Origin of the sequence: Megasphaera geminata F0357, assembly GCF_000239275.1 — a bacterium.
GTDB lineage: Bacteria > Bacillota > Negativicutes > Veillonellales > Megasphaeraceae > Megasphaera > Megasphaera geminata.
On sequence record NZ_JH417588.1, the window covers coordinates 22,247 to 47,717 of the forward strand.

Below are 25,471 nucleotides of genomic sequence, written 5' to 3' on the forward strand. Positions count from 1 at the left end.
AGCAATATGCGTACAGTGTAAATAATAAAAAATAATTATGCCCCCGTTTACCGCTATATGTAAACCGGCGCAGACGGAACAGCGCCGACCATTCACGGAGTTTTTTTCCGGGTAACGGGAAACTTACCCTTGCCGACAGTGTCTTTTCCTATACCATGTTGCCACTATAAGCATAACAAAAATGACGAACACTGCAAATACTATATTAAAAATCTTGACATATCCCGTAAAACCGGCCCGGATCCCTAATAAAACAATACCCAGGCAGGTCCCCAGATCCATCATATTATAAAAGGTCGCACTCGCCCCGTTCCGCCGCTCGGCAGATACGAGCGTGAAAATCCAGGTCATGAGGGACGGCATGAGAAGGCCGGCGCCGAGCCCGTAAAAGACGGAAGCACCAAGCAGCACAGGCAGATTCTGCGCTTCAATCACTATATACAAGGCGGCGGCATAAAGCACGGCACCGGGCAAAATAACAAAAAACGGTCCCCGCCTGTCGTACAGTTTTCCCCCGATCAATCTGGAAAGAAAGGTAAAGGCGGTGCCGATAACAAAAAACATGCCGCTGCCTTCTATTCCCAATTCCAAAGCCGTCAGCGGCAGATATGTATTAACGCTGCCGAAGCCGAAACCGAAGATCACGGAGTATAGAGCCACAATTCCCGTTCCCGGCTCAACAACCCGTTCCCGCAGCGGTATATGCGGGTTCCCCGAGCAAACGTTTCGTTCGGGAGGACAACAGCCGCGCAGACACGCCCGGAAAAGCACAATGGATAAGATGATAAACGCCGTCGACAACCCGAAAAGGGCAAACGCCCCGACGCTTGTCAAAACGGCCACGCCCACAGCCGCCGCCGTACCCATGGAAATGGTATTGCCGAGGCCGAAATACCCCAACCCTTCGCCCCGGTGTGCGGGAGGCACTATTTCAACAGCCAGAGCGGCGGCAAAGGTGGTGCTCAGGCCGAAGCCGAACCCGTGAAGAATGCGCGCGGCCAACAAGGCATGAAATTCGGGAAACAAGACATATCCCGTTGTCGCCGCTACAGAACAGAACAGACCTCCGAAAAAACAAAGCCGTCTGCCCCAGCGTCTGACCAGTTCATCCGTAAAAAATCGCACAAAAATAGCGGAAACGGCGAAAATACCCGTTATAATCCCGATCTCGCCGCCCGATGCGCCGAGCGACGCGGCATACATAGCCATCGTCGGGACAAGACTGTGAAAATTGGCGAAGAGAAGACCGTTAGCCGCCGTCATCAAAATGAAATTACGGGTCCATAAAGAAGAACTTTCAGCCATCATTCCACCTCATTGAGAAAATCATATTACAGTAATTATAAGGGTAAACGGCCTGCAGCGCAAAGGCAGGACAGTCGTAACGATTATGCTTGGACCAGCGTCCTGAGCTCACCTTCCATTCGCTTGACGATCTCGTGCCATGAATGACTCTCCACTTCCTTTCTCACTTCCGGCGGCATGGATTTTCCGGCGGCCCATTGTTCGAATTGACGCAATACGGCCTCTGTCAACCGGTCTATATAAGCCGGTATATCTTCTTCAACGGGCTTATCCACCTCATAAAGCCGCGGTAATCCGACATATTCAATGAAGCCGGAAGCATTGACAACCGGTCCGAGCAGCTCCATGAGACCCGCGATTTCAGTTGTAATGACAGGTAAATTGCAGGCCATGGCTTCAACCGCCGTAAGAGCGATGCCTTCGTAGTAAGAAGGCAGCACATAAAAATCGGCCTGGCGCAAAAGAGCCGCCAATTCGGGCTGGAGCATAGCCGGCCGAAAAGCCAGATTCGGACAATATCCCGACAGACGTTTCAGTTCATCGATCTGCTCCGCCGTCCCGTTGCCGATGTATAAAAGCCGTGCAGGCTCCGTCCGATGACGCCGCGAAAATTCTTTTTGCGCTCCCGCAAAGGCCTGAACGAATTCAAAGATCCCCTTTGAACGGGAAATTTTTCCGGCATAGACAACAAGCGGAGCCTTTTTAATCAAGCGTTCCCGTTTTTCCGGCCCGGGTTTTTCGGCAAAAAAAACGGAATCCTTAAAGCCGCCGCCCATAATTTTTATTCGCTTTGCAGGTATGCCGAAGAGTTCGGCAATACATTTTTTATCATTTTTGCCGAGCGCCCAGTAGGCCTCCAATTCCGCCGCCGCAGATACATACTGCCTGAAACGCTCATGTTTTTTCAGCTGCCGCAGGTCCGTGCCGTGGCTTACGCCGATAACGGGAGTATCCGGAAACACGTCCCGCACGACGGCCGTCATAATAAAAAGATGATGCGAAATAACGACATCCGGCTGAAAGATTCTTTTCGCCTCTTCCAGACGACGGCGGAACGCGGTACGATAGACAGTTATCCGCTCATCCGTCATTTCACTGTAGACTGTCGAAGGATAAGGCATTTCGTCACTCATTCCGGGAACGGGAAACGGCAGGCTATCCGTATTAAACTGTACGGGAAACGCCATTGAACAGGCCGGCGCCGGCGCAAACGGTTCCTGTACCCCGTAGAGAGCGGCATTTTCATGCCCGAACTGCCGCATGTAAGCAATGACGGTATCGTAGTAAACGCCGCTGCCCGTCTTCATCGGCAATTGGGACAGACAATGTAAAATTCTCATAAAACACCTCATAAACTGAATTTTTACCATTATAACACAACGGCGTTTTCCGGTCAGACTTTTATCAACAGGAACGATACTTGCTTCTTCCCTGTCGGCGGAACGGTTTAAAATCTTGCTACTCCCTGCAAAACCTTATATAATAAGTAGTACTTGCATACTTTCAGAACAGACTGACGAGGTGTCCCATGTCCTTAATTGAAGAAGTAAATAAACGGCGAACCTTTGCCATTATATCGCATCCCGACGCGGGAAAAACCACTTTGACCGAAAAGCTCCTCCTTTACGGCGGCGCTATCCATCTGGCAGGTTCCGTAAAAGCGCGAAAAACGGCTAAACACGCGGTTTCGGACTGGATGGAAATTGAAAAACAGCGCGGCATTTCCGTAACCAGCTCCGTTTTGCAGTTTGATTATGAAGGCCGCCGTATCAATATCCTCGACACGCCGGGCCATCAGGATTTCAGTGAAGACACGTACCGCACGCTCATGGCCGCCGACAGTGCCGTCATGCTTATCGACGTCGCCAAGGGGGTTGAAGAACAGACGAAGAAGCTGTTTAAAGTCTGTCGTGAACGAGGCATCCCCATCTTTACTTTCATCAACAAAATCGACCGCTTCGGCCGCAATCCGTTCGATTTAATGGACGAAATCGAAACTGTCCTCGGCATTCATGCGTATCCCATGAATTGGCCCCTCGGCGTTAACGGCAGTTACGAAGGCATTTACGATCGCACGACGTCATCTATAGAACTTTTTGCCAAAGACACGAATCACGGGCAGCGTAAATTATCCTCCACCAAGGGTTCCGCCGCCGATCCCGCATTTAAAGAACTGCTGTCGGAAGAGGTCCATCGCTCTCTTATCGACGACATTGAACTGCTGGACGCGGCAGGCGACGAATTTTCTATGGAAAAAATAAAGAACGGCACGCTCACGCCTATGTTCTTCGGTTCCGCCATGACAAACTTCGGCGTAAAACCGTTTTTGGAAAAGTTCCTCGAACTGGCCCCGCAGCCGCAGCCGCGGCAGGCAAAAGAAAGAACGGTCGAGCCGACGGACGAACAGTTCACATCGTTTATCTTTAAAATCCAGGCCAACATGAACCCTCAGCATCATGACCGTATCGTCTTTATGCGCATCTGCTCCGGTACATTCGAAAAAGGTATGACCGTAACGCACAGACAGTCCGGCAAACAACTCCGTCTCCTGCAGCCGCAGCAGTTTCTGGCCACAGAGCGCACCATGGTCGAAGACGCCTGGCCCGGAGATATTATCGGGGTCTTCGACAGCTCTTCTCTGGGCGTGGGCGATACGCTTTACGCCGGAAAAAAACAGGTTACCTTTGCCGACTTCCCTACCTTCCCGGCCGAGCTTTTTGCCCGGATACGGGCAAAAGATTCGCTGAAGCGCAAACAGTTCTTAAAAGGCATGACTCAACTTGCTCAGGAAGGGGCCGTGCAAATTTATGAAAACCCCGGTTCCCTGGAAAGCTATATTGTCGGCGCCGTCGGCCAGCTGCAGTTTGAAGTGCTTGAACACAGACTGCTCCACGAATACGGCGTTACGTTGGAAATGAACCGTCTGTCTTATACCGTGGCAAAATGGATTTATTCTGAAACCCGAAAATATACGGACTTGAAAAATATTGACAGCGCCATGATCGTCAAAGACCACAAACAGCGCACGGTCTTATTAATTGCCAATGAGTGGCAGGCCGGCTGGATCAGAGAACGCAATCCGGACTTTCTGTTCTGTTCGACACCGGATGAACTGCCGCCGTCGGAGAAGTTATAAAAAAAGGAGCTTTTTTGTACCGCCCCAAAAGTTGGCCCCGATGCTGACGAGCGGAGGCCGGTACATTTCAGCTCCTTTTTTATATCCTCAAAAGGGTTATGCCCCTGCTTTATTTCTCGCTGAGATCCTGTCGTGCTTCAACTTCGTCAGATACATGGAGCCGCCTATAATCAGAAGGCCGCCCGTTAAGGTCATGGCAGTCATGATCTCGCCGTAAAAAACGTACCCCCAGAGGGAATTGAAAAAAACGGCAATATACGCTACAAAGCTGGCCGACGGCATTACCGTACATGTAGGAGCGGGTAATCCAGATTTGTCCCAATACCGAAAATATGCCCAAGGCAATACAGAATCCCCATTCCGTCATATCAGGCATCCGGAAATCTCTGCCCATGAGGACGGCGCCGGCAATGGCGGCACAAATGAGAAAATAAAGGACGATTTCATATTGATGGTGCTTTCCCGAAGCGGTCAGCCTGCTCACGGTCGTATAAGCCGCTGCCGCCAGGACGGCCTGAGCCAGGACAAAGAGAGAGTACACGTTAAACGCGTCAAAATGCCACGGCCTGACAACGAGAGACGCACCGCAGACAATAACGGCAAGCGGCAAAATCGCTCCTTTAGGAATCAATTCTTTGAGAAAAACGGCTGCAAACAGCATCACGAAGAAGGCCGAAAGCTGCGATAAAATAGACGCGTCGGCCAAAGGAACGCCGCGCAGGCCGTAAAAAAGGCAAATCATCCCCAACCCGCCGAAAATACCGCGTAAGATCAATGTCGGCCTGTCTTCATGAGAAAAATGGACGTCCTGTATTTTCATCAGCACGATGATAATAATCGCACTCAAGGTACCGCGGAAAAAAGCAATTTCCCCAGTCCCCATTGTAACGGACAATTCTTTGACGGTCGCATTTTGAAGACTGAAGGAAAGGGCCGCCAGGACAGCATAAATTACGCCTCTGTTCAAATCGATCCCCGCTTTTCTTTTTTTCCGCTCACTGTATCAACAAAAGCAGTCACGCTTTGCGCCATCTCTTCTTTGTCGATGACCTCCGTAAACCTGAACGGTAACTCTTCCAGCTGTCGCAACGGTTCCGGAACGGGGATGGACGACAGCGTCCGAAGACGTTCCAGATCTTCGAACGGATCGGCGGCGGCCGGGACGGCCAGCGCTTCACAAATAACGGGCGGAAACTTATAAGGATGCGCGGTCGCCATGATAACCGTATGGCGTCCCGACGTAAGGCCCTGCCGCCGGCGTTTTAAATACACGCCGTAGGCTACCGCACTGTGCGGGTCGAGAAGGTACATGCGATCATTAAATGTATGATTGATGACATGTTTCGTTTCGGCATCATCAATCCAGCCGCCGGCAAAGGTTTCGTGTACCTCCTTCATTTCTTCGTCACTGATCGTCAAGGTGCCCGTTGCGAGAAGATTTTTTTCCCGGGCGGCCACTTTGTCCGTATCGCAGCCGCTTAAATAATAAAGGAAACGTTCAAAATTACTGGAAAGAAGAATATCCATGGACGGGCTGGCCGTCGTGTAGAAGGGCCGGTTCATATTATATGTGCCCGTTTCAAAAAAATCGGCCAAAACCTTATTTTTATTGGATGCGCAAATCAGCTGCCCGATAGGGATCCCCATTTTTTTAGCAAAATAAGCCGCTAAAATATTACCGAAATTACCGGTCGGCACGACTATATCAAAGCATTCCCCCGCGTTGATGCTGCCGTTGTCAACCAACGCGGCATACGTGGAAGCATAGTAGACCGCCTGCGGTAAAAGCCGTCCGATATTGATGGAGTTGGCGCTGGAAAACATGATACCCCGCGTATTCGCATAGGCGTTGACGGTTTTATCCGTAAACACACGTTTCAGAAAGGCCTGGGCATCATCGAAATTCCCGCGGATCGCCGCCACCTTTACGTTTTCTCCCCGCTGCTTCTGCATTTGTATTTTCTGTATCGGGCTGACGCCTTCCGACGGATAAAAAACCATAATATCGGTGCCTGCCACATCTTTAAAGCCTTCGAGAGCGGCCTTGCCCGTATCGCCGCTGGTAGCCGTCAAAATGAGGATTTCTCTCTCTTCTCTTTCTTTTTTTTTGGCGGCTGTCAGTAAATGAGGAAACAAAGACAGGGCCAGATCTTTGAACGCCAATGTGCGCCCGTGGAACAGTTCCGCGACGGACACGTCCGTATCAAGGGAATGGAGCGGAACAATACGTTCATCTCTGAATGTTTCGGCATTATAACTTGCCGCAATCATGGCACTGAGGTCTTCTGACGTAAAATCGGTAAAGAAATGAGATAGTACGCGGCCCGCCAGTTCCTGATACGATGCACCTTCCAGATCTTCATAGGTCAGTACATTGACCGGGAAACTCTCGGGAACATAAAGGCCCCCGTCGTCCGCAAGCCCGTGCAGCAGAGCATACGCGGCCGTCACCGTTTCGCCTGAACGCGTGCTTCTATATTGCATAACTCTCCCTCCTGAAACGAATACTATGTCCGGTCTTCCTTCATGTAGGTCCAGCCGCCTTCCTGCCGGATTTTTCCTTCTTTCATCAAATGGCCGAGCGCGCGCTTAAAGGCGGCTTTACTTAACCCGAACTTACTTTTTATGACGGCGGGGTCCGTCTTATCACAATAGGGCATCTTGCCGTTGCGGGCCGTAAGCAACTCCATAATTTTCACGCCGTCATCAGTAAGGGCCGCTTCTTTAACTTTACGCAAGGAAATATTAATGCGGCCGTCATCACGCAGAAAAGTAATACGGCCCTTCACCATTTGACCGATCATAACCGGTCCCCGCCACTCGCTGCGGTGTAAAAAAGCGATCCACCGCTCGCGTGTCATTAAATAGGCGCCCTGCTCGGTCATATTGTAGACGGCACCTTTACCCAATCGCCGACCTTAGCGTCTGTCGCCGCCACGGAGGCGCGGCGCATTTCATCTTCCACCTCCATGGTCACGGCGAGGCGCCGCGATTTATCCTCGTACAATTTCACCCATATATATTCCCCTTCTTTAGGACGTCCCCTCATTTCCGCAAACGGCATAAATATCCCCCGTTCCGTGCCGACATCGACAAAAGCGCCGAAACGGGTCGTATTGATGACCGGGGCATACCCGATCTGACCTGTTTTAATTTTAGGCAGACGCATACTGGCTGTAAGGCGGCCCGACGGATCATGATAGAGAAACACGGTTACGTTATCACCGATCTTTACTTCATCGGTCTGCTGGTTTTTATGGAGAAGGATATCGTCATTCGTATTTCCCGTCCGGCCGTCGAGGAAGGCGCCGGCCTCGCTGAGCCGCAGAACTTTCAGCGTGGCAATCGTATTTTCCTGTAAAGGGCTACTCATATTGCTCACCGTCAAAAGGAATGCGTTCGACATCGGCCCAGACATTTTCCAGGCCGTAGTATTCCCGTTCCGCTTCCGTAAAAATATGAACGACCGTTTCACCGGCATCAAGCAGAATCCACGATCCACCGGCATATCCCTCTTTATGGCGGACAAGATACCCGTCTTTCTTTAAAAATTCGTCTATATTATCGGCTATCGCCTGGGCCTGTTTTGCGTTCCGTGCGCTGACAATAACGAAATTATCAGCCATCAGTGACGTGCTTCTCATATCAAGGACGGCAATATCATAGCCCTTCTTGGCATAAGCGGCCTGTACCGCTATTCGGTATACTTCTTTCATTTCATTCATGTATGCTCTCCTTTATTGTTTATTCACTTTATTCCCGTCTGCATGTGTATCGGTATCCTTCTTTTTTCCGTCTTTTATATCGTCTTTTGCCGTATCCTTACGCTCCCCTTTGCGCCCGCTCTTATCGTCCGCCGGCTCGGGGCGTTCGGGAACGGCCGCTACATCCGCCGCCAGGGCATTGTTGGTCAGGCCGATAACCTTCTGTACTTCAATGGGGTCATAGACCCAATAATCACTGTCGGCCAAGGCTTTGTCATCATGTAACTGCGACGACTCGCCGGGAAGAATATAGAAAGAAATATCCTTACTGTCGGCGCCGCCGAAAGCATAGACCAAACGCGCCATATCTTTGGCGGAAACATTCGACGTCACATTATTCCAGAACCGGTACGCCTCAACAGCATTCACAATACCGAAATGTTTTAATCGGGCTGTCAGAAAAAGCTTGACAAAGCGCAGCTGCCGCTGCGTCCGCGATAAGGTCCCGTTACTGTCCAAATACCGCATATAGCCGAGCGCTTCCCGGCTGTCCAAATGCTGATACCCCTGAAAAATATTGATATCCGCCGTACCGCTGCTGTCCGCGTGATACATGTTTTTTTCGACGTACATATTCATGCCGTCATTCATATCCATAAGCTTCATAAACGCGTCTTCTTTAAATACGGCATACCCGGTGACAGGGACGTGAAACATATCCTCCACTACGGCCTGAACAAGGACTATACCTCCTTCACTGTAGACCGAAGCCAATGTCTGCGGCCCCTTTTCCCTGCGGCCTTCAATTTTCGTGTTATCCGGCAGCATGATGATGTCAATATGTTTCTTTTCTTTATTAACGGCGGCGACGCCGATAAAATTACACTGCTGCGGATTTTCTTCATCCACGCCGACGACAAGCATATACACGGGGACATCGGCGCTTACCTGGCTGAAGCTGTCACCGCCTGTCGGCGACGGATTGCCGGCATCACGCGAATGCCAGGTAAATACCGCTACAGATGCAAGAAGGACAACAGATACAAGAATCAGGATCCTGCGAACGGTCGAGCCGCTCTTATGTATCCCCGAATGATTTCGTTTACGCCCCGTAGGTCTTCTTTTATTTTCCCGTTTCATATCTTTACTTCCCGCGACAGCGCCGCATTTCGTTAAGCAGCGCGTTTCTGTTAACGACCGTACCCGTAAATATAGTCTTTTCCTCTTGCAGCAGATAAGAAATAGTCATGTCATAGCCGGCTAAAACGGCCCTGTCCAGATCTTTAAAAGCAATTTCCCGCAAGGTACCGACACCGGGAAAATCACGGTTTTCCTCAATATAATCAGCCATGAAAATAACCTTTTCAAGCGGTTTCATTTCTTTTGCACCCGTCGTATGATGGGCGATGGCATCGACGATTTCCTTATCGAGAATATTATATTTTAATACGGCATATGCGGCCGCCGCATAACCGTGCAGGAGATTTGCCTGCTCCATAATTTCCGGATCCAGAGAATCGGCGTACAGGGAATCGGCAAGAGACTGCATCTCTTCAAGGCCGGCTTCCTTTTCCGCATCATGCAGTAATCCCGCCACTTCCGCTTTTTCTTCATCAAGACCGTATATATGGGCCAATTTTACGGCGGCGGCGGCGACACCCAGCGTATGTTTATAGCGTTTCGGCGACAGCCGTTCCGCCATATCCAGTTTCAATTTTTCCGTAAATCCCTTATCGAATATCATAGACCCTCTTCTCTTTTATATACGCATATACCTCTTCAGGTATCATATAACGCACGGATTTTCCCGCGGCGCAACGGCGACGTACTGCCGATGAGGAAATATCCACGGCCGGCACAATAAGAGGCAGAATATTTTCACCCAGCCTGCCGAACGAGTGAATGACCTCTCTGAACGAATCGGTACAGCCTGGCCACGGCACCGACGAATTTGCACAGTTTCAGCACCTCTTCCGGCTCGTGCCAGTTAGGCAAGTCCGCAACCGTATCGGTACCGGAAATAAAGTACACCGTACACCGGGGACCGTACCTGTCCTTCAGACGGCGTAACGTATCTACCGTATACGACCGGCCTTTGCGTTTGATTTCCATATCGCTGACTTCAAAATACGGATTATCTGCCGTGGCCAGGCGCACCATCTCCAACCGTTCTTCAGCCGTTGCGCCGCGTACTTCTTTGTTGGGCGTAATATACGACGGCACAAAGAGTACTTTAGGTAACTGAAATTGTTGACGCCCTTCTTCGGCAATGATGAGGTGTCCCATATGAATAGGGTTAAAGGTACCTCCCATTACGCCGATACGATCACATTTCATAACAGAGATACATGCCTCCCCAAATAAAAAATACGATAAGAGCCGTCATGACCAGGAAGATCCCGTAATGCTTGTATTCATATTGTGTTTTCGGCGCCGCGGCATATTGCCGCAGTGTTTTGATATAACCGCGGAATACGCGTAACACTGTATCCTCCTTTTTATCTATCCTTTGATAAAATCAAATTTCGACTTTTCCTTCTTTTTTTTAAAGAGGATGCCGTAATGACCGATCGTTTGCACCAACTCGGCGCCCAGCATACCGGCCAGGGCGGCCGCCGTTTCCCGGATATCCGAATCGGCGTTTTTAAGAACATGGATTTTAATCAGCTCCCGCGCCGTAAGGACCGCTCTGGCGCTGTCAATGACGGGATTGCTGAGCCCGTCCTTGCCGATTTGAACGACTGACGGCAAGCGGCTCGCCATCGCTTTTAAAGTCCGTTTATCTTTGCTTGTCAACATAGGCCCTCACATTCTACTGATGATATTCAAACTCCGTCGAATAAATGCGTACCGTGTCACCGTCCCGGATACCGGCTTCTCTCAGCATCTTATCCAGCTCCATATACCGCCAGATACGCTGAAAACGGCGTACGGACTCATCATTACCGAAGTTAGTCATGGCAACGAGACGTTCAATGCGCATTCCCGTAATGACAAAAGCGCCGTCCTTATCGCGGGTTATTTCAAAGTCGGCCTTAATTTCCGGTTTATAAAGCACTTCTTCTTCAATCTCTTCCGACTCCGGTTCATATTCCTGAATATATGTCCAAAGTCTCTCCAGAAGCGACTGCAGACCGTCTCCGCTGACGGCACAAACGGGAAATACTTCCATATGCCGTTCGTCCATATACGCCTGCAGGCGGCTTAAATTGTCACTGTCGCCGCCAAGAAGATCCGTCTTATTGGCCGCCACGATTTGACGTTTCTTAGCCAGCTTTTCACTGTACTTGGCCAGTTCCGCATTGATATTCTCAAAATCTTCGACAGGATCGCGTCCCTCCGTGCCGGAAACGTCGAGAACATGCACAAGGACTTTCGTGCGTTCTATATGGCGCAAAAAGTCATGCCCCAGGCCCACGCCTTCGCTGGCTCCGTCGATGAGGCCGGGGATATCGGCCATAACGAAACTCCGTTGATCTTCCAGATCAACTACCCCGAGAATCGGGTTGAGCGTGGTAAAATGATAAGCGGCCACTTCCGGCTGCGCGGCCGACACTTTGCGCAAAATACTGGATTTGCCGACACTGGGATAGCCAATGAGGCCGACGTCGGCGAGAACTTTCAGTTCCAACTTCAACCAGCGTTCAACGCCGGGTTCGCCTTTTTCGGCAAATGTAGGCGTACGGTTCGAACTCGTCCGAAAATGGTAATTGCCGCGGCCGCCGCGCCCGCCTGCGGCAACGACGGCTTCCTGTCCGTCACGGCTGAGATCAGCCATAACCGTATCCGTCGCCTCATCTTTTATAACCGTACCGACAGGCACGGGGATAATTAAATTCTCGGCATTGGCACCGTATTTATTGCTGCCCGCTCCCTTTCCGCCCGGTTTGGCCTTAAAGAGCCGCCGATACCGGAAATCAACAAGTGTGTTCATATTGCGATCCGCAACGAGAACGACATTGCCGCCGCGCCCGCCGTCACCGCCGTTCGGGCCGCCTTTGGGGACATATTTTTCATGACGGAAACTGCTCATGCCGTCACCGCCCTTGCCGGACTGAACAAAAATTCTGGCTCTGTCTATAAACATGGTTTCTCCTCTGTATAAAAAGACACGGTATACAGATATACCGTGTCTCAGTCTATCTGTTCAGATTCATTGTACGCACAACGTCAATCGCTCTTTCGAGTTGATAATCTGTAGTGCTGTTCGCCTGCAGCTGCACGACCATATCGGGTTCAATGCCCGTACCGTCCACTTCTCTTCCTCCTGCCGTTTTATACTTGGCGATGGTCACTTTCACCACCGCATCGGTCCCTACGGGATAAACGCCCTGAACGGTTCCCTTTCCGTAGGTTTTCGTGCCGACGATAACACCGGCATGCGTGTCCTGTACATCTCCGGAGAGAATTTCCGCCGCACTTGCCGAGTTCTCATTGACTAATACCGCCAATGGTATTTTATCATCTGCGGAAGATGTCGTAAACACTTCATTTTTACCGTTTTTCTGTGTATATGACACGACGGTGCTCCCGGCAGGCAGCAGGTACTCGGCAACACGGGCGGCCTGATCTACAAGGCCGCCCGGATTATTGCGCAAGTCCACAATAAGCCGTTCCATGCCTTGAGCCTTTAATTTTTCATACTCTTTGGCAAACTCGTCGCCTGTACCGGTACTGAAGGAAGAAATACGGATATATCCGATATCCGTGCCGTCAACCATCTTTCCGGCTACCGTCTTCATCGTGATATCACTGCGAACGACGGCAATATCCTGCGCTTCATCGCCGCGTTTGATCGTAAGCGTAACGGATGTACCTATTTCACCGCGTATATCTTCGGACACCTCCGCAAGTTCCCGGCCGATCGTAAGATTCCCGTCAACGGCAACGATCAAATCACCGCGTTTAATCCCGGCCGCTTCGGCGGGACTGTCCTCAATGACGCCGGCGACAAAAGCCTCTTTTTGATCCGTTTGGGAAACATAGACCCCGATACCGCCGTATGAAGCATTGGTCGATTCGGTGAATTCTTCATATTCGGCGCCGTCCAAAAAGACGGTATGCTTTTCGCCCGCCGCATCGACAAGCCCGTGCAGGGCGCCGCTCAGAAGAGTATGTCTGTCCAAGTCGCCGACATAATGGGTTTCCATGATCTGCATGATACGGATAACTTTAAAAAGACCGAACGGATCGCCTAAATAAGTATATGAAGCGGCGCAAATGAGAAGGTTTGCGCTGACCAGCACGGCCAGAATAAACGTAAAACACCGTAGAATAAGTTTCGTAAATTTCATCTATCGTCTACCTGCTTATAAATAGCCCATCGGATCGACCGGTTCGCCGCCGGAACGCACTTCAAAATGACAATGGGGCCCCGTCGAGTTGCCTGTCGAACCGGAATAAGCAATAATCTGTCCCTTGGAAACACTCTGTCCCGCCGAAACAAGCAGCGACGAGTTATGGCCGTAAACCGTCGACAACCCGTTGCCGTGGTCGATAATAACGGCATACCCGTAGCCGCCCAACCAGTCCGCGTCAACGACAACGCCTGAATCGGCGGCTGCCACGGGAGTACCTTCATCAACACCGATATCTATACCGGAATGGAGGATCTGCCTGCCGAAAATAGGATGCTCGCGATAACCGAAAGGCGATGTTATGGGTCCGCTGACAGGCCACATGAAAACGCCGGAACCGCTGACAGGCTGATACGAGGCGGCACCGCCGCTACCTGCGGCGGCTGCGCGTTCGGCGGCCCGCTGCCGCAGTTTAGCCGTAATGGCATTGGACGAAGCCTGAAGTTCCGCCAATGCGGCTTCAGCCGTGGCCTTATCATTTTGAGCCTTGGCCAAAAGGACCTGCTGTTCGGCTTTATGCTTTTCGATCTCTTCTTTCTTTGCCGCCGATTGAGCCTGCAATTGAGCCTGGCGGGCGCGTTCCTCCTCCAATATCGCCTTGGCGGCGGCAACCTGATTTTGTTCATCTTTAATCGTTGCTATCAATTCCATGTCGGCGGAAATAATGCGCCTTAACAACTCGACACGGTTGGCGAAATCGTTAAAATCCTTGGCACCGATGACGACATCCAGGTAATTTAATTGTCCGTGCATATAAATGTCACGGATGCGCCTGCTCAATATGCCCTGCCGGGACTCCAGCTGTTTCTGAACTTTATCCAGCTGCGCCTGCGTAACGGCAATTTTCTTTTCCGTCTCCGTAATCTGAGCCGTAATGTCCTTATACTCTTTCATGGCCGCATCGAGGTTTTCCTGGATGACGCGCAACCGTTCAAAAACATTCCCGATTGTCGCTTCGGCCTCCCCTTTTTTCTGCTGCTGCTGCTCCATCTGAGTCTGTACGTCCGTAAGCTGCCCCTGCAGATCTTCATCTTCCGCCGCCGTGAAGAAACACGGCGCAAGGAGCAAAACAACGGCCAAAGCGGCTAATTTCTTCTTCGTGATCACTATCTGCCCCATACGTTACACCTTCATATACCGTTTCAACGAAATTGTACTGCCGATGGCGCCGATAACCATACTGATCAGGAGCAGCCCTCCCGCAAGCTGATACATAAAGGGGAAAAAACCGATTAACGGCAGGAACGCCAGCGATTCATGAATGGACTCCGTGACGAATTCATAGAATTGGAAAAGCGCGATATCGGCAATAACCCCGCCGATAAAGCCGAGAAGCAATCCTTCCAGGAGAAAAGGCCAGCGGATGAACCAGTTCGTCGCACCCACATATTTCATAATGCCGATCTCCTTGCGCCGTGCGAAAACGGTCAGGCGGATCGTATTGGAAATAATAAAAAGAGTCGCAAAAGCAAGAAAAACAATGAGGACAATGCCGCCCCAGCGAATAACGTTGGCAATGTTAAAAAGCTGTTCGATAATGTCCTGTCCGTAATGCGTGCTTTCGACACCGTTGATATCCCTGACCTCGATTGCCGCCGACTTTACGGACTGCGGATTGTTAAACGTTATTTCATAGGATGCGGGCAAGGGGTTTTTACCGCCGAGCGCATCAAGGATCCCCGGCTGGTCCTTCATTCTTTCCTTCATCCGTTCCATGGCCTGATCCTTATTGGTAAAGGTCAGCTCTTTAACGTCCGGCAGGGCTTTCAGCTGCCTGCCTACAGCCATAACCTGATCCGTCTTCAAATCATCCTTTAAATAAACGCTGAGCTGTACCTGATTTTCCAGATTATCCGCAAAGTAGTCCAGATTGGCGGCGAGCATGGAAAAGAGTCCCAGGATAAAGAGCGCCAGCGCCACCGTCGCAATAGAAGCAACGGACATGAAGCTGTTGCGCCAAAAAGACTTGAAGGCTTCGGATGTATAATACTTCATCGTTCTAATCTTCATCACCGTAGCCTCCTTTCAATTCATCGCGCACGATTTTACCGTTATCGATTTCAATAACGCGTTTATTCATTAAATCGACCATCTGTTTATCATGCGTAACCATGAGGACGGTCGTCCCCATATGGTTTATTTTGGTAAAAATGTCCATGATCCCCTTCGACGTTTCCGGATCCAGGTTGCCTGTCGGCTCGTCCGCAATAAGCAGCAGCGGCCTGTTGACGATAGCTCTGGCAATGGCTACACGCTGCTGTTCACCGCCGCTCAGATTCTGCGGCAACTCATCGGCTTTACCGGCGAGACCGACTAAATCAAGGACTGTACGCACACGTTCTTTCATGATCCGTTTCGGCGTTTCTATGACCTCCATCGCAAAGGCCACATTTTCAGCGGCCGTTTTATTCGGCAGCAGGCGGAAGTCCTGAAAGACGATGCCCATACTGCGGCGCAAATAGGGAACACGGCTTTTCCTGATACGGTTTACTTCCGTGCCGTCAACGATGACACTGCCCTTCGTCGGCACTTCCTCATGTGACAGAAGCTTGATAAACGTCGATTTTCCCGCGCCGCTGGCGCCGACGAGAAAAACGAACTCCCCTTTGCCGATATGAATATCGATATTGTCCAGGGCAACGGAACCGTTATCATATATTTTTGATACGTTTTTAAAATCAATCATATGCACACCTCTTTACAGCTTATTCTGAGTAACGCCCACTTTTTTTCAAGAGTTCCGCGACGAGGATGTTATTGCGCCAGGCCCTGTTTTTCAAAGCTTGAATACGTGCCCGTACCGCCTCGTCTTTCGCACGGTGCTGCAACTTCGCGGACGCATCCTCGACGACGGCGGCGGCGCTTAACGCCTCCATGGTGGTACAAACCGTTTCCCCGATGAGAGAAACAAACCCGTCAATCTTCGGATCGTATGATACGGCCGTCACGGGTATATCCATAACCGCCGCAAAAACGAGCGCATGGAGCCGGTTGGCGATGATCAGATCCATTGCTCCGATAAGGCTCATGAACTCTTCCGTATTATACGCCTCTTTGAGGACAATTGCATCTTCCGACATATGGGCGGCGATTTCTTCGGCCGCCTGTACGTCTGCCGGAAACTGCATGGGAATAAACACAATGCGGCTGTCATACAGCCGGGTTAATCGGTCGGCCGCTTCGGCCAGTTCGGACTTATGATCTTCCAGCCCCTGCCAGTTACGGAAGGCGATACCGATTTTTTTCCCCTTTTCCGGGACGCCGTATTTCTCTAAAATAGCCGCACCGATTTCTTTTTCCGGCAGGGGCACGGATAAAACCGCATCCGCCGTTACTTCAACCGGCGGCACGGTCACGCCGATATTCCGTAAAGCGACCAGGGATTCTTCATCCCGAACGGTGATCAGAGCCGCCCGCTGTAACACCTTACGCACGGAATCACGCGCGCCTGCACCGTTGATCGGGCCTATACCCTGAGCATAAAGCATGACCGGCTTATTAAAAAAGAGCGCGATGCGCATAATCAGCAAATAATAATACAGGCTGCGCGAACTCGTGACATCCTGGAGCAGGCTGCCGCCGCCGCTGATCAGTAAATCACAGCGGCGCACCGCAAAAGCAATGGCCAAAAGGTTAAAACGATGCACGACATTGACGCCGTGATTCTTCCGCGTCAGTGCCGGATTTCCTGTAATGACCGTGATTTCCGCATGGGCCACGACTTTTCGCAGCGAAGCGATTAACGCTGTCAGCATGGCTTCATCACCGGCATTGGCGAAGCCGTAGTAACCGGATATGACGATTTCAGTTATCATGAGATACCTGCTTTCCGAGCCAGGACGTCAAATAACGGAGAAACGCAATCGCCACGATGACGGAAATGCCGATGACCAGACCGGTAAGCCACCCGTTTATACCGCGGATAAAGGATACAAGAAAAGGGGTCCGTATATGTGCAAATGTTTCCACCATGGAACCGAGTCCGATAACGGAAGCGACGACCAGGAAGAAATGAAGCAATTGAGGCCATTTGCGGTAAATAGACGCCACCATGAGGAAAAAAGCGGGATGGCCGATAAGAAATTCTTTTTCTCGCGGCCGGGCAAACATGATATTTTCCAGAAAACGGCGCATCGCCACTTCTATGCCCGGCACGGGAACGCCGGCAGTATGACCGCTGCGGCCGACAAACACGACAGCCGCCAAGCCGAGCAGGCCGACGATGACCAGCGTCCCCATACGTACGGGAACCGCCAGAAAGCGCCGCACGAAATCAGGAAATTCCTCTATCGTCGAAACGGGGCCGCCTAACAGCGGAAAACGATGAATATAAGCAATCGCCGTCAAGATAAGAGGCAAAACGAAGGTCAGTTTTACACCTCTGTAAAAATTAAATTCCATGAAAAAGCGGGTATCGCCGAGCAGTGAAGCAATATATATACCGCCCGTCATGGCAACGGCAACGGCGGCAGTAAGTCCGACAGCGCCGTCCGTAATGACCCTTTTATAGCCAATGACCTCCGTAATTTTCTTTTGATTGTACTTGTCAAGCAAAAGGAGAACCGCCGCGACAGGCGCGCATACGGCACAGCCCACGGCCACGATCTGCAGAAATAAAGGAGAGGAAATCATGACCGCGCCGCCTGCGCCCGCAATAATTCCCGCCGCCAGAAGAACATAATTTACCGTTTCCGGTAAGGGGAAAATAAGATTCAGCGTGAACAGCATGCCGCAGAAAGCGGCCGCCGCAACAAGGGCCAACAAAAGTTCCTGCGGATAATAAACGGGCATGATTGACGCTTTTTTCAAATCATACCCCCGTTCCAACAGTTTGGCGGATGCCTGCCCGATATAATCAAAGGTCCGTTTAGTACGGCTCATGCCGTGCAGCGGCCGCTTGTACAGGGGATACAGATTGACGCGGCAGTTGCGCTCCAAGTCACTGATGTAAAAACGCATAGCGCCTTCTTCTTCCGTGACCTTGTCGAGCTCATCCTTGCTCATGGCATAAACGCGCGCCGTGTCATACGCGACAAGATCGGCCAGCTTATACATGCCGTCCTGTTGATCATATTGCAGCTGATTAGCCGCTTCAATCATATAAAAAGGTATGTGCCGCGCCGTCATGTGCTTTGCCGTATAGGCAAGAAGTTCGTCTCGCTTATCTTCGTCAGCCGAGTACCCGAGAACTTCTTTACCGACAAACATGATCCCTGTGACGCCGCGGATCTTGTCTACGCGTTGAAAAAAGCCGTCTATATCTTCTTTTGTCGGATCGGCGTAATTCGTAGGCCGCAGGATAACGCCGAAGCCCATGTCGGCTATATGGTTGGCATCGGCCGAAAGAATGCCGAGATTCAGATCGCCTAAATCGGGCATGGCACCGCGCAATCCGAGTATCCGGCCGGTACTGTCGGAGAAATCGGCTACATTGTCCGTACCGAGACGGGCAATGAGATCCTCCTTTACCTCGTCGAAATACGGATCTTCTTCGCTCCTCGGCTTTCCGACAAGATAATACGTATATGTATCACCGTCTACATGAAGCTGCGGATAGTAAAGACGTGCGGTTAATGCCGTAACGAGAGATATATCGCCGCGCTGGGCCAATTTATTCAAGGTCGTTTCATAAACGGCAAAAGATGTGATTCCCGATTCTCTCGCCATTTGTTCGGCATCGCGGACCGTATACCCGTCGTTACGGGCCACGGCCGCAAGAGCCTCATAGTCCATAGCCTGCTCAACGGACATCGAACGCAGTTCCACCTGATAGCGGGAAAAACAGAGGACAACGGCACAGATAAATCCGACCGCGACGGCCGCCAGCATATACAACATACTTCTCTTTTCCTTTATCTTCATCATATCCACCTTATTGTATATCATCGGACTCGGCCGTGAATAACTAAACGATTATTTTCTATGGCCGCACTGTCGGGAACCAGGCCGAAGGGGAAATTGTCAAAATCATATATTTCCACCTTCCCCACAGTTTCTGTCCCGAACTTTTTTCCCGCCCCTTCAACGTAAATACGGGAGGGAGCGAATTTGAGAGACGTACCTTCAACTACAAACTTCCCCGTCACATCGGCGGCCGCCGAAATGAGGCCGCCCAACCCTATATCTCCGCGCACATGCACCTCATCGCCTTCAAAGGTAACGACGGCGCCGGCAATTTTATCCGTCCTGGCCCGCAGATATTCTTCCAAATCCCGGGCGCCGATCACCGCCTGTACCTGTCCGCCTGCAGCACGGCCGACGGACAAACGGGTATGCAGAAGCGTTTCAAACGGGTTAATGCTGAGACGGTCAAGAGAACAGTCGAAAGATTCGAACCGGAGCTTTCCCACAGTGAAAGCTCCGCTGTGAATATCAACAGCGTCAAGTCGGCCGATGAGAATTTTCATACCCGGCTCGGCAACGACGCGCACATCCTTGCGGGAAACATTCATACGTCCCTGCAGCGAATGATACAGCGCCGTTTCCGCCGCCTCCTGCCCCCACAGCTGCGCGGCTCCGCAAATACCCGCCGCCATAAAAATGACGGCTAAAAGTTTTCTCATTATACTTCTTCCTTCATTTTGTTACTCCGGTTCTTCAGAAATTGCAAATATCCTTCAATGAACATATCGATATCCCCGTCCGCAACGGCTTGGATATTGCCCGTTTCCACACCCGTGCGGTGATCTTTGACAAGCGTGTACGGATGGAATACATAGGAACGGATTTGGCTGCCCCATTCGATGGCCTGCTGTGTTCCCGTCAGTTCGGCGCGAAGCCGTTCTTTTTTTTCTTCTTCCAACTCAAAAAGTTTTGCCCGCAAATATTTCATACACATTTCTCTGTTTTGCACCTGTGACCGTTCATTCTGGCACTGTACGACAATCCCCGTCGGAATATGAGTCATGCGGACGGCAGAACTCGTCTTGTTGACATGCTGGCCGCCCGCGCCGGAAGCCCGGAAATAATCGACGCGGACGTCGTCCATGTTGATTTCCACCTCCACATCGTCCGGCAGTTCGGGCATGACGTCGACGGCGGTAAAAGACGTATGACGGCGCGCATTGGCATCAAAAGGGGAAATGCGGACCAGACGATGGACGCCTTTTTCGGACTTCAAATATCCGTATGCGTTTTCCCCTTCGACAGTAAAAGCACAGCTTTTAATACCGGCTTCATCACCGGCCTGATAATCTATCATACGAATCTTGTAACCGTGCTGTTCAGCCCACCTGCTGTACATACGCACGACAATCTGCGTCCAATCCTGCGCTTCCGTACCGCCCGCACCGGCATGAAAGGTCATAATGGCATTACATGAATCGTATTCTCCCGAAAGAAGGAGCAATACTTCCCGCCGCTCCAACTCCCTGAGCAGATGATTATATTGGCGTTCAATTTCGGCGGTAAACGAAGGGTCGCCATCCTCCAGAGCCATCTCACAGAGTTCATGGAGTTCGGCCGCTTCTTCAGCCAGGTCGTCATGTCCCTGAACTTCTTCCTTGAGCTTCGTCGCTTCCTGCGAAACGATTTTCGCTTTATCGGGATCATTCCAAAAATCCGGATCGCTCATCTGCATATCCAGATCCATAATGCGTTCTCTCTTTTTATCCAGGTTAAAGTGAATCCCCGATTTCCTGTATTTTTATTTGCAAGTCTTCAATGGGTTTACGCATTTCTTCCAATAACACAAGAATCACCGTCCTTTAAATACCAGACAACAACATATAGAAAACGGAAGACGTTACTCTTCCGTTTTTTCTTTGTCGGTTACAGTTGTATTCAAATCTCTCGATTCTTCCTCCACAACGACGCCGCCGGGCGTGTCCGAATCGGCATGAATTTCTTTTGCTCCCTGCAAATGATCTTCTGCCTGCGGTACGGGACGGTTGAACGTAACCTGTACGTGGTAGAGGAAGGTCACGACAGTCCGTTTGATGGATTCAACCATTTCTTCGAACATTTCGTACGCTTCGAATTTATATTCAACAATCGGATTCTTTTGACCGTACGCACGTAAATTGATGCCTTCTTTCAGAGCGTCCATGGCGTCGAGATGATCCATCCACTTGCTGTCGACAACGCGCAGCATAATCGCTTTTTCAAGCTCACGCATCGTCTCACTGCCGATTTCGGCTTCACGCCGATCGTACAGATCAACAGCCAATTCAGTCAATTTTTCCTGTACTTCCGGACGGCTGAGGTTTTCCAGTTCCGCAACCGTAATGGAGCCTTTCGGCACAAAGTATTGCTCCATCAGGCCGAGCAGCCCTGCAAAATCCCATTCTTCCGGATAGAGTTTTTCGTTCGCATAGATCGTTAAACCGTCGAGGATAATGTCGTCGATCATGCCGAGAATCGTTTCTTTCAGCGAATCGGACGTCAATACCTTGCGACGCTGCGCATAAAGCACTTCACGCTGCTGATTCATAACATCGTCATATTCAAGGACATACTTACGAATTTCGAAATTATGCGCTTCCACCTTCTTCTGCGCTTTTTCAATCGATTTAGTAATCATGGAATGCTCAATAGGCTCGTCTTCCTCCATACCGAGCTTATCCATAAATCTGGAAATATTGTCGGCGCCGAAAATACGCATCAGGTCGTCTTCCAGAGAAAGATAGAACTGTGTCGAACCGGGATCCCCCTGACGGCCGGAACGGCCGCGCAGCTGATTGTCGATACGGCGGCTTTCATGGCGTTCCGTACCGATGATCATCAAGCCTCCCATTTCAGGCACGCCTTCGCCCAGTTTAATGTCCGTACCGCGGCCGGCCATATTCGTAGCAATGGTAACCGTATTTTTCTGACCGGCATCTTTGATAATTTCAGCCTCTTTTTCATGATACTTGGCGTTCAGCACATTGTGAACGATATTTTTTTCTTTCAGGAGGCGGCTGATGATTTCAGACTGATTGATGGAAGTCGTGCCGACAAGGATAGGTTGGCCCGTAGCGTGTCTTTTCTCCACTTCACGGACTACGGCACGATACTTGGCGTTCTTCGTTTTATAAATGACATCGGGAAGGTCTTTACGGATAGACGGCCTGTTCGTCGGAATGACATAGACATCGAGCTTGTAAATTTTATTGAATTCATCTTCTTCCGTCTTTGCCGTACCGGTCATACCGGACAGTTTCTTATACATACGGAAATAATTCTGGAAGGTAATCGTTGCCAAGGTCTTGCTTTCGCCCTGGACCTTGACGTTTTCCTTCGCCTCAATAGACTGATGCAGTCCGTCGCTGTAACGGCGGCCGAACATGAGCCTGCCCGTAAATTCATCGACAATAACTATTTCTCCGTCTTTGACAACATAATCTTTATCACGGTGCATCATAAAATTTGCGCGTAATGCCTGAATGACCAAATGGTTCAAATCGAGATGCTCATTATCAAACATATTGTCGATGCCGAGCATTTTTTCAACCTTTGCCACGCCTGAGTCCGTGGGTGCAATGGTCTTTTGCTTTTCATCCATCGTATAGTCTTCCGGCGTCAGCCGTTTGACAATTGCCGCCAGGGTATAATAAAGATCCGTCGACTTTTCACCGGGGCCGGAAATGATAAGAGGCGTACGCGCTTCGTCAATAAGAATACTGTCAACTTCGTCGACAATGCAGTAGTGAAGCGGCCGCTGTACCATCTGCTCCTTGCTGATAACCATATTATCGCGGAGATAGTCGAAACCGAACTCATTATTGGTGCCGTACGTGACATCGGCGGCATACGCGCGATGGCGCTGCTCATAATTGAGGTCATGGACAATAAGACCGACAGAAAGGCCGAGGAATTTATAAACCTGTCCCATTTCTTCACTGTCACGCGTCGCCAGATAGTCATTAACCGTAACGACATGCGCCCCCTTACCGGAAAGAGCATTTAAATAGACGGGCAGCGTGGCTACCAGTGTCTTGCCTTCACCGGTCCTCATTTCGGCAATATCGCCGCGATGGAGTACAATGCCGCCTAAGAGCTGCACATCGAAGTGCCGCATGCCGAGAACGCGGCGCGACGCTTCACGCACGACGGCAAACGCTTCCGGCAATATATCGTCCAACGTTTCACCTGCGGCGAGACGCCGTTTAAATTCAAATGTCTTCTCTTGCAAAGACGTATCGCTCAACGCCGTCATTTGAGGTTCCAAATTATTAATCTGACGGACAACGGGCTTCATTTTTTTCAACTCGCGTTCCGTATTATTGCCCAGCAGTCTCTGCACCAATGTATTAAACACGCTACGACCTCCATTAATCCAACACTTTTATTACATTTTACATCAATTATAAAGTATACATTAGTTACTGCCGAAAATGCAAGGTAATATGCCCTTTTTCGATTGGTACGCCGTAGCGTAACCGGACATTTGCGACAAGCACTGCGGCCCGATCGGACAGGAAGACAAAGCGGCACGGGATTACCTAATGAACAAGATACGGAAGAAGGGGGTCCGTACGGGAAGTCTTTATGCGCCCCGCGCCGTTATATTCTTGCCGTCGCTCATACCGATCCTCCGTAATAAACCGGAAATTTTCCGCCATGGTGGTTTTAATATCATACGTATGGTATAATAATGAAATTGCTGTTTCACGGGAGGTATACATGTTAGAAAAATTTAAAAATCTGAACATCAGTGATGTCATTATTAATGCGTTGAATGAAATGGGCTTTGAAGAACCCACGCCTATTCAGGGTGAATCTATTCCTGTCGCGATGGAAGGACATGATATGATCGGCCAGGCTCAGACGGGTACGGGCAAGACGGCCGCTTACGGTATTCCCGCTTTGGAAAAAATCCTCGCTGCAGGCATACCGAAAGAATTACAAGCCGTAGTCCTTTCTCCGACGCGTGAGTTGGCTATTCAGGTTGCCGAAGAAATTAACCATCTCGCGCAGTACACGCCCATTCAGGCCCTGCCCATTTACGGCGGTCAGGATATAGAGCGTCAGCTGCGCCGTCTGCGCAAGGCGCCTCAGATCATTGTCGCCACGCCCGGCCGCTTAATAGATCACATGAAACGAGGCACTATAAAACTCAACAATATTTCTACAATCGTCCTTGACGAAGCGGACGAAATGCTGAATATGGGCTTTATTGACGATATCAATCTCATTATGTCGGCTACACCGGAAACGCGGCAGACATTGCTCTTTTCCGCCACCATGCCCGCACCCATTCAGAAATTGGCGGAAACATTCCTGCACGAGCCGCAAATCATACGTATGAAAACAAAAGAAGTTACGATTGATCTGGTGGAGCAGGCCTATATTGAAGTGGCCGATCGGCAGAAATTCGACGTACTCTGCCGTCTGCTTGACCTGCAGGAACCGGAACTGGCCATTATTTTCGTTCGCACCAAACGCCGTGTTGACGAGCTGTCGGAAGGGTTAAAAAAACGCGGGTATTCTTCTGAAGGCATTCACGGCGATTTAACGCAGGCAAAACGTGACTCCGTTATCCGCCAGTTCCGTGAAAAGACCATTGACATTCTCGTTGCGACGGACGTCGCCGCGCGCGGGCTTGATATCAGCGGCGTTACACACGTTTTCAACTACGATTTACCGCAGGACCCGGAAAGCTATGTACACCGTGTCGGTCGTACAGGCCGCGCCGGCAAAAGCGGTGAAGCGACGACTTTCGTTATCCCCCGTGAAATCGACCACCTGCGTACGATTGAAAAACTGATTAAGCATCGCATCACCCGCCGCAAAGCGCCGTCCTTCTCCGAGGCGCTGGAAGGCGCTCAGCAAAGTGCTCTGCGCACCTTGGCAAACACTGCCGAAGAAGGGGACATCGGTGGGTATCGCGCCAGTGCGGAAGAACTCCTGGATAATTACGACTCTGTCGCTCTCGTCGCGGCGGCTATAAAACTGCTGACCAAAGAACCGGACACGACACCGGTCAAGATCACGGAAGAAGCGCCTTTGCGCATACACCGCCGCCGCGACAGAAACAGCGGCGGCAG

General features: G+C 50.6%; 22 protein-coding genes and 1 pseudogene. 2 read left to right on the forward strand and 21 right to left on the reverse strand.

Annotated elements, in window-relative coordinates; translation table 11 throughout:
* Window positions 1-123 precede the first annotated feature (123 nt).
* On the reverse strand, window positions 124-1,308 hold the full coding sequence (locus tag HMPREF0080_RS04855) for an MFS transporter (protein WP_006790161.1): 1,185 nt from the start codon (window positions 1,306-1,308) through the stop codon (window positions 124-126).
* 80 nt (window positions 1,309-1,388) lie between these two features.
* A complete protein-coding gene (locus tag HMPREF0080_RS04860; RefSeq protein WP_040347290.1) occupies window positions 1,389-2,645 on the reverse strand; it encodes a glycosyltransferase family 4 protein in 1,257 nt (418 codons plus the stop codon).
* 188 nt (window positions 2,646-2,833) lie between these two features.
* Here HMPREF0080_RS04860 and HMPREF0080_RS04865 point away from each other — a divergent pair, with 188 nt between their 5' ends.
* Window positions 2,834-4,441, forward strand: coding sequence for a peptide chain release factor 3 (locus tag HMPREF0080_RS04865; RefSeq protein ID WP_006790163.1), 1,608 nt, complete (start codon window positions 2,834-2,836; stop codon window positions 4,439-4,441).
* A gap of 109 nt (window positions 4,442-4,550) precedes the next feature.
* On the opposite strand, the gene HMPREF0080_RS04870 is transcribed toward HMPREF0080_RS04865, so the two are convergent.
* The 19 genes and pseudogenes from HMPREF0080_RS04870 to secA form a co-directional block, all read right to left on the reverse strand.
* A complete protein-coding gene (locus tag HMPREF0080_RS04870) occupies window positions 4,551-5,408 on the reverse strand; it encodes a DMT family transporter (RefSeq protein ID WP_006790164.1) in 858 nt (285 codons plus the stop codon).
* Window positions 5,405-6,925: a threonine synthase gene (gene thrC / locus HMPREF0080_RS04875; RefSeq protein ID WP_006790165.1), complete on the reverse strand. Its 1,521-nt coding sequence runs from the start codon at window positions 6,923-6,925 to the stop codon at window positions 5,405-5,407. Before thrC ends, HMPREF0080_RS04870 begins: the two co-directional genes overlap by 4 nt.
* 23 nt (window positions 6,926-6,948) lie before the next feature.
* Window positions 6,949-7,814, reverse strand: a pseudogene (locus tag HMPREF0080_RS04880) (CvfB family protein).
* Window positions 7,807-8,166, reverse strand: coding sequence for a ribosome silencing factor (gene rsfS / locus HMPREF0080_RS04885; RefSeq protein WP_006790168.1), 360 nt, complete (start codon window positions 8,164-8,166; stop codon window positions 7,807-7,809). The pseudogene HMPREF0080_RS04880 and the gene rsfS overlap by 8 nt, the downstream one beginning before the upstream one ends.
* A 12-nt stretch (window positions 8,167-8,178) precedes the next feature.
* Complete coding sequence (locus HMPREF0080_RS04890) at window positions 8,179-9,285, reverse strand: LCP family protein (RefSeq protein ID WP_006790169.1); 1,107 nt, start codon at window positions 9,283-9,285, stop codon at window positions 8,179-8,181.
* A gap of 4 nt (window positions 9,286-9,289) precedes the next feature.
* The gene (yqeK, locus tag HMPREF0080_RS04895; protein WP_006790170.1) at window positions 9,290-9,889 is read right to left on the reverse strand and encodes a bis(5'-nucleosyl)-tetraphosphatase (symmetrical) YqeK; all 600 of its coding nucleotides are present in this window, start codon (window positions 9,887-9,889) and stop codon (window positions 9,290-9,292) included.
* A 134-nt stretch (window positions 9,890-10,023) separates the two neighbouring features.
* On the reverse strand, window positions 10,024-10,482 hold the full coding sequence (gene nadD / locus HMPREF0080_RS04900) for a nicotinate-nucleotide adenylyltransferase (RefSeq protein WP_006790172.1): 459 nt from the start codon (window positions 10,480-10,482) through the stop codon (window positions 10,024-10,026).
* A complete protein-coding gene (locus HMPREF0080_RS10030) occupies window positions 10,472-10,630 on the reverse strand; it encodes a hypothetical protein (protein ID WP_006790173.1) in 159 nt (52 codons plus the stop codon). The genes nadD and HMPREF0080_RS10030 overlap by 11 nt, the downstream gene beginning before the upstream one ends.
* Window positions 10,631-10,647: 17 nt before the next feature.
* Entirely contained in the window at window positions 10,648-10,941 is a 294-nt protein-coding gene (locus tag HMPREF0080_RS04905; protein ID WP_040347312.1) for a YhbY family RNA-binding protein, read from the reverse strand.
* A gap of 16 nt (window positions 10,942-10,957) precedes the next feature.
* On the reverse strand, window positions 10,958-12,232 hold the full coding sequence (gene obgE, locus HMPREF0080_RS04910; RefSeq protein WP_006790175.1) for a GTPase ObgE: 1,275 nt from the start codon (window positions 12,230-12,232) through the stop codon (window positions 10,958-10,960).
* A 52-nt stretch (window positions 12,233-12,284) separates the two neighbouring features.
* Entirely contained in the window at window positions 12,285-13,439 is a 1,155-nt protein-coding gene (locus tag HMPREF0080_RS04915; RefSeq protein WP_006790176.1) for a S41 family peptidase, read from the reverse strand.
* A 15-nt stretch (window positions 13,440-13,454) separates the two neighbouring features.
* Window positions 13,455-14,621: a murein hydrolase activator EnvC family protein gene (locus HMPREF0080_RS04920; protein ID WP_006790177.1), complete on the reverse strand. Its 1,167-nt coding sequence runs from the start codon at window positions 14,619-14,621 to the stop codon at window positions 13,455-13,457.
* A 3-nt stretch (window positions 14,622-14,624) separates the two neighbouring features.
* The gene (ftsX, locus tag HMPREF0080_RS04925) at window positions 14,625-15,512 is read right to left on the reverse strand and encodes a permease-like cell division protein FtsX (protein WP_006790178.1); all 888 of its coding nucleotides are present in this window, start codon (window positions 15,510-15,512) and stop codon (window positions 14,625-14,627) included.
* On the reverse strand, window positions 15,502-16,188 hold the full coding sequence (ftsE, locus tag HMPREF0080_RS04930) for a cell division ATP-binding protein FtsE (RefSeq protein WP_006790179.1): 687 nt from the start codon (window positions 16,186-16,188) through the stop codon (window positions 15,502-15,504). The genes ftsX and ftsE overlap by 11 nt, the downstream gene beginning before the upstream one ends.
* 19 nt (window positions 16,189-16,207) lie before the next feature.
* Complete coding sequence (gene csaB / locus HMPREF0080_RS04935; RefSeq protein WP_006790180.1) at window positions 16,208-17,317, reverse strand: polysaccharide pyruvyl transferase CsaB; 1,110 nt, start codon at window positions 17,315-17,317, stop codon at window positions 16,208-16,210.
* Window positions 17,307-19,367 (reverse strand): DUF5693 family protein, encoded by a 2,061-nt coding sequence (locus HMPREF0080_RS04940; RefSeq protein ID WP_245527228.1) that lies wholly within the window; start codon window positions 19,365-19,367, stop codon window positions 17,307-17,309. Before HMPREF0080_RS04940 ends, csaB begins: the two co-directional genes overlap by 11 nt.
* Window positions 19,368-19,384: 17 nt before the next feature.
* Entirely contained in the window at window positions 19,385-20,065 is a 681-nt protein-coding gene (locus tag HMPREF0080_RS04945; protein ID WP_006790182.1) for an LmeA family phospholipid-binding protein, read from the reverse strand.
* Window positions 20,065-21,178 (reverse strand): peptide chain release factor 2 gene (gene prfB / locus HMPREF0080_RS04950; protein ID WP_425358113.1). Its coding sequence is split into 2 segments (ribosomal slippage): window positions 20,065-21,120 and window positions 21,122-21,178, totalling 1,113 coding nucleotides; the frame shifts between segments, so codons are not numbered across the junction. The genes HMPREF0080_RS04945 and prfB overlap by 1 nt, the downstream gene beginning before the upstream one ends.
* Before the next feature lie 68 nt (window positions 21,179-21,246).
* Window positions 21,247-23,742 (reverse strand): preprotein translocase subunit SecA, encoded by a 2,496-nt coding sequence (gene secA / locus HMPREF0080_RS04955; RefSeq protein ID WP_006790184.1) that lies wholly within the window; start codon window positions 23,740-23,742, stop codon window positions 21,247-21,249.
* 365 nt (window positions 23,743-24,107) lie between these two features.
* Here secA and cshA point away from each other — a divergent pair.
* Window positions 24,108-25,471, forward strand: a 1,364-nt coding sequence (gene cshA, locus HMPREF0080_RS04965; RefSeq protein WP_071777893.1) for a degradosome RNA helicase CshA, incomplete at its 3' end; no start/stop codon positions are given.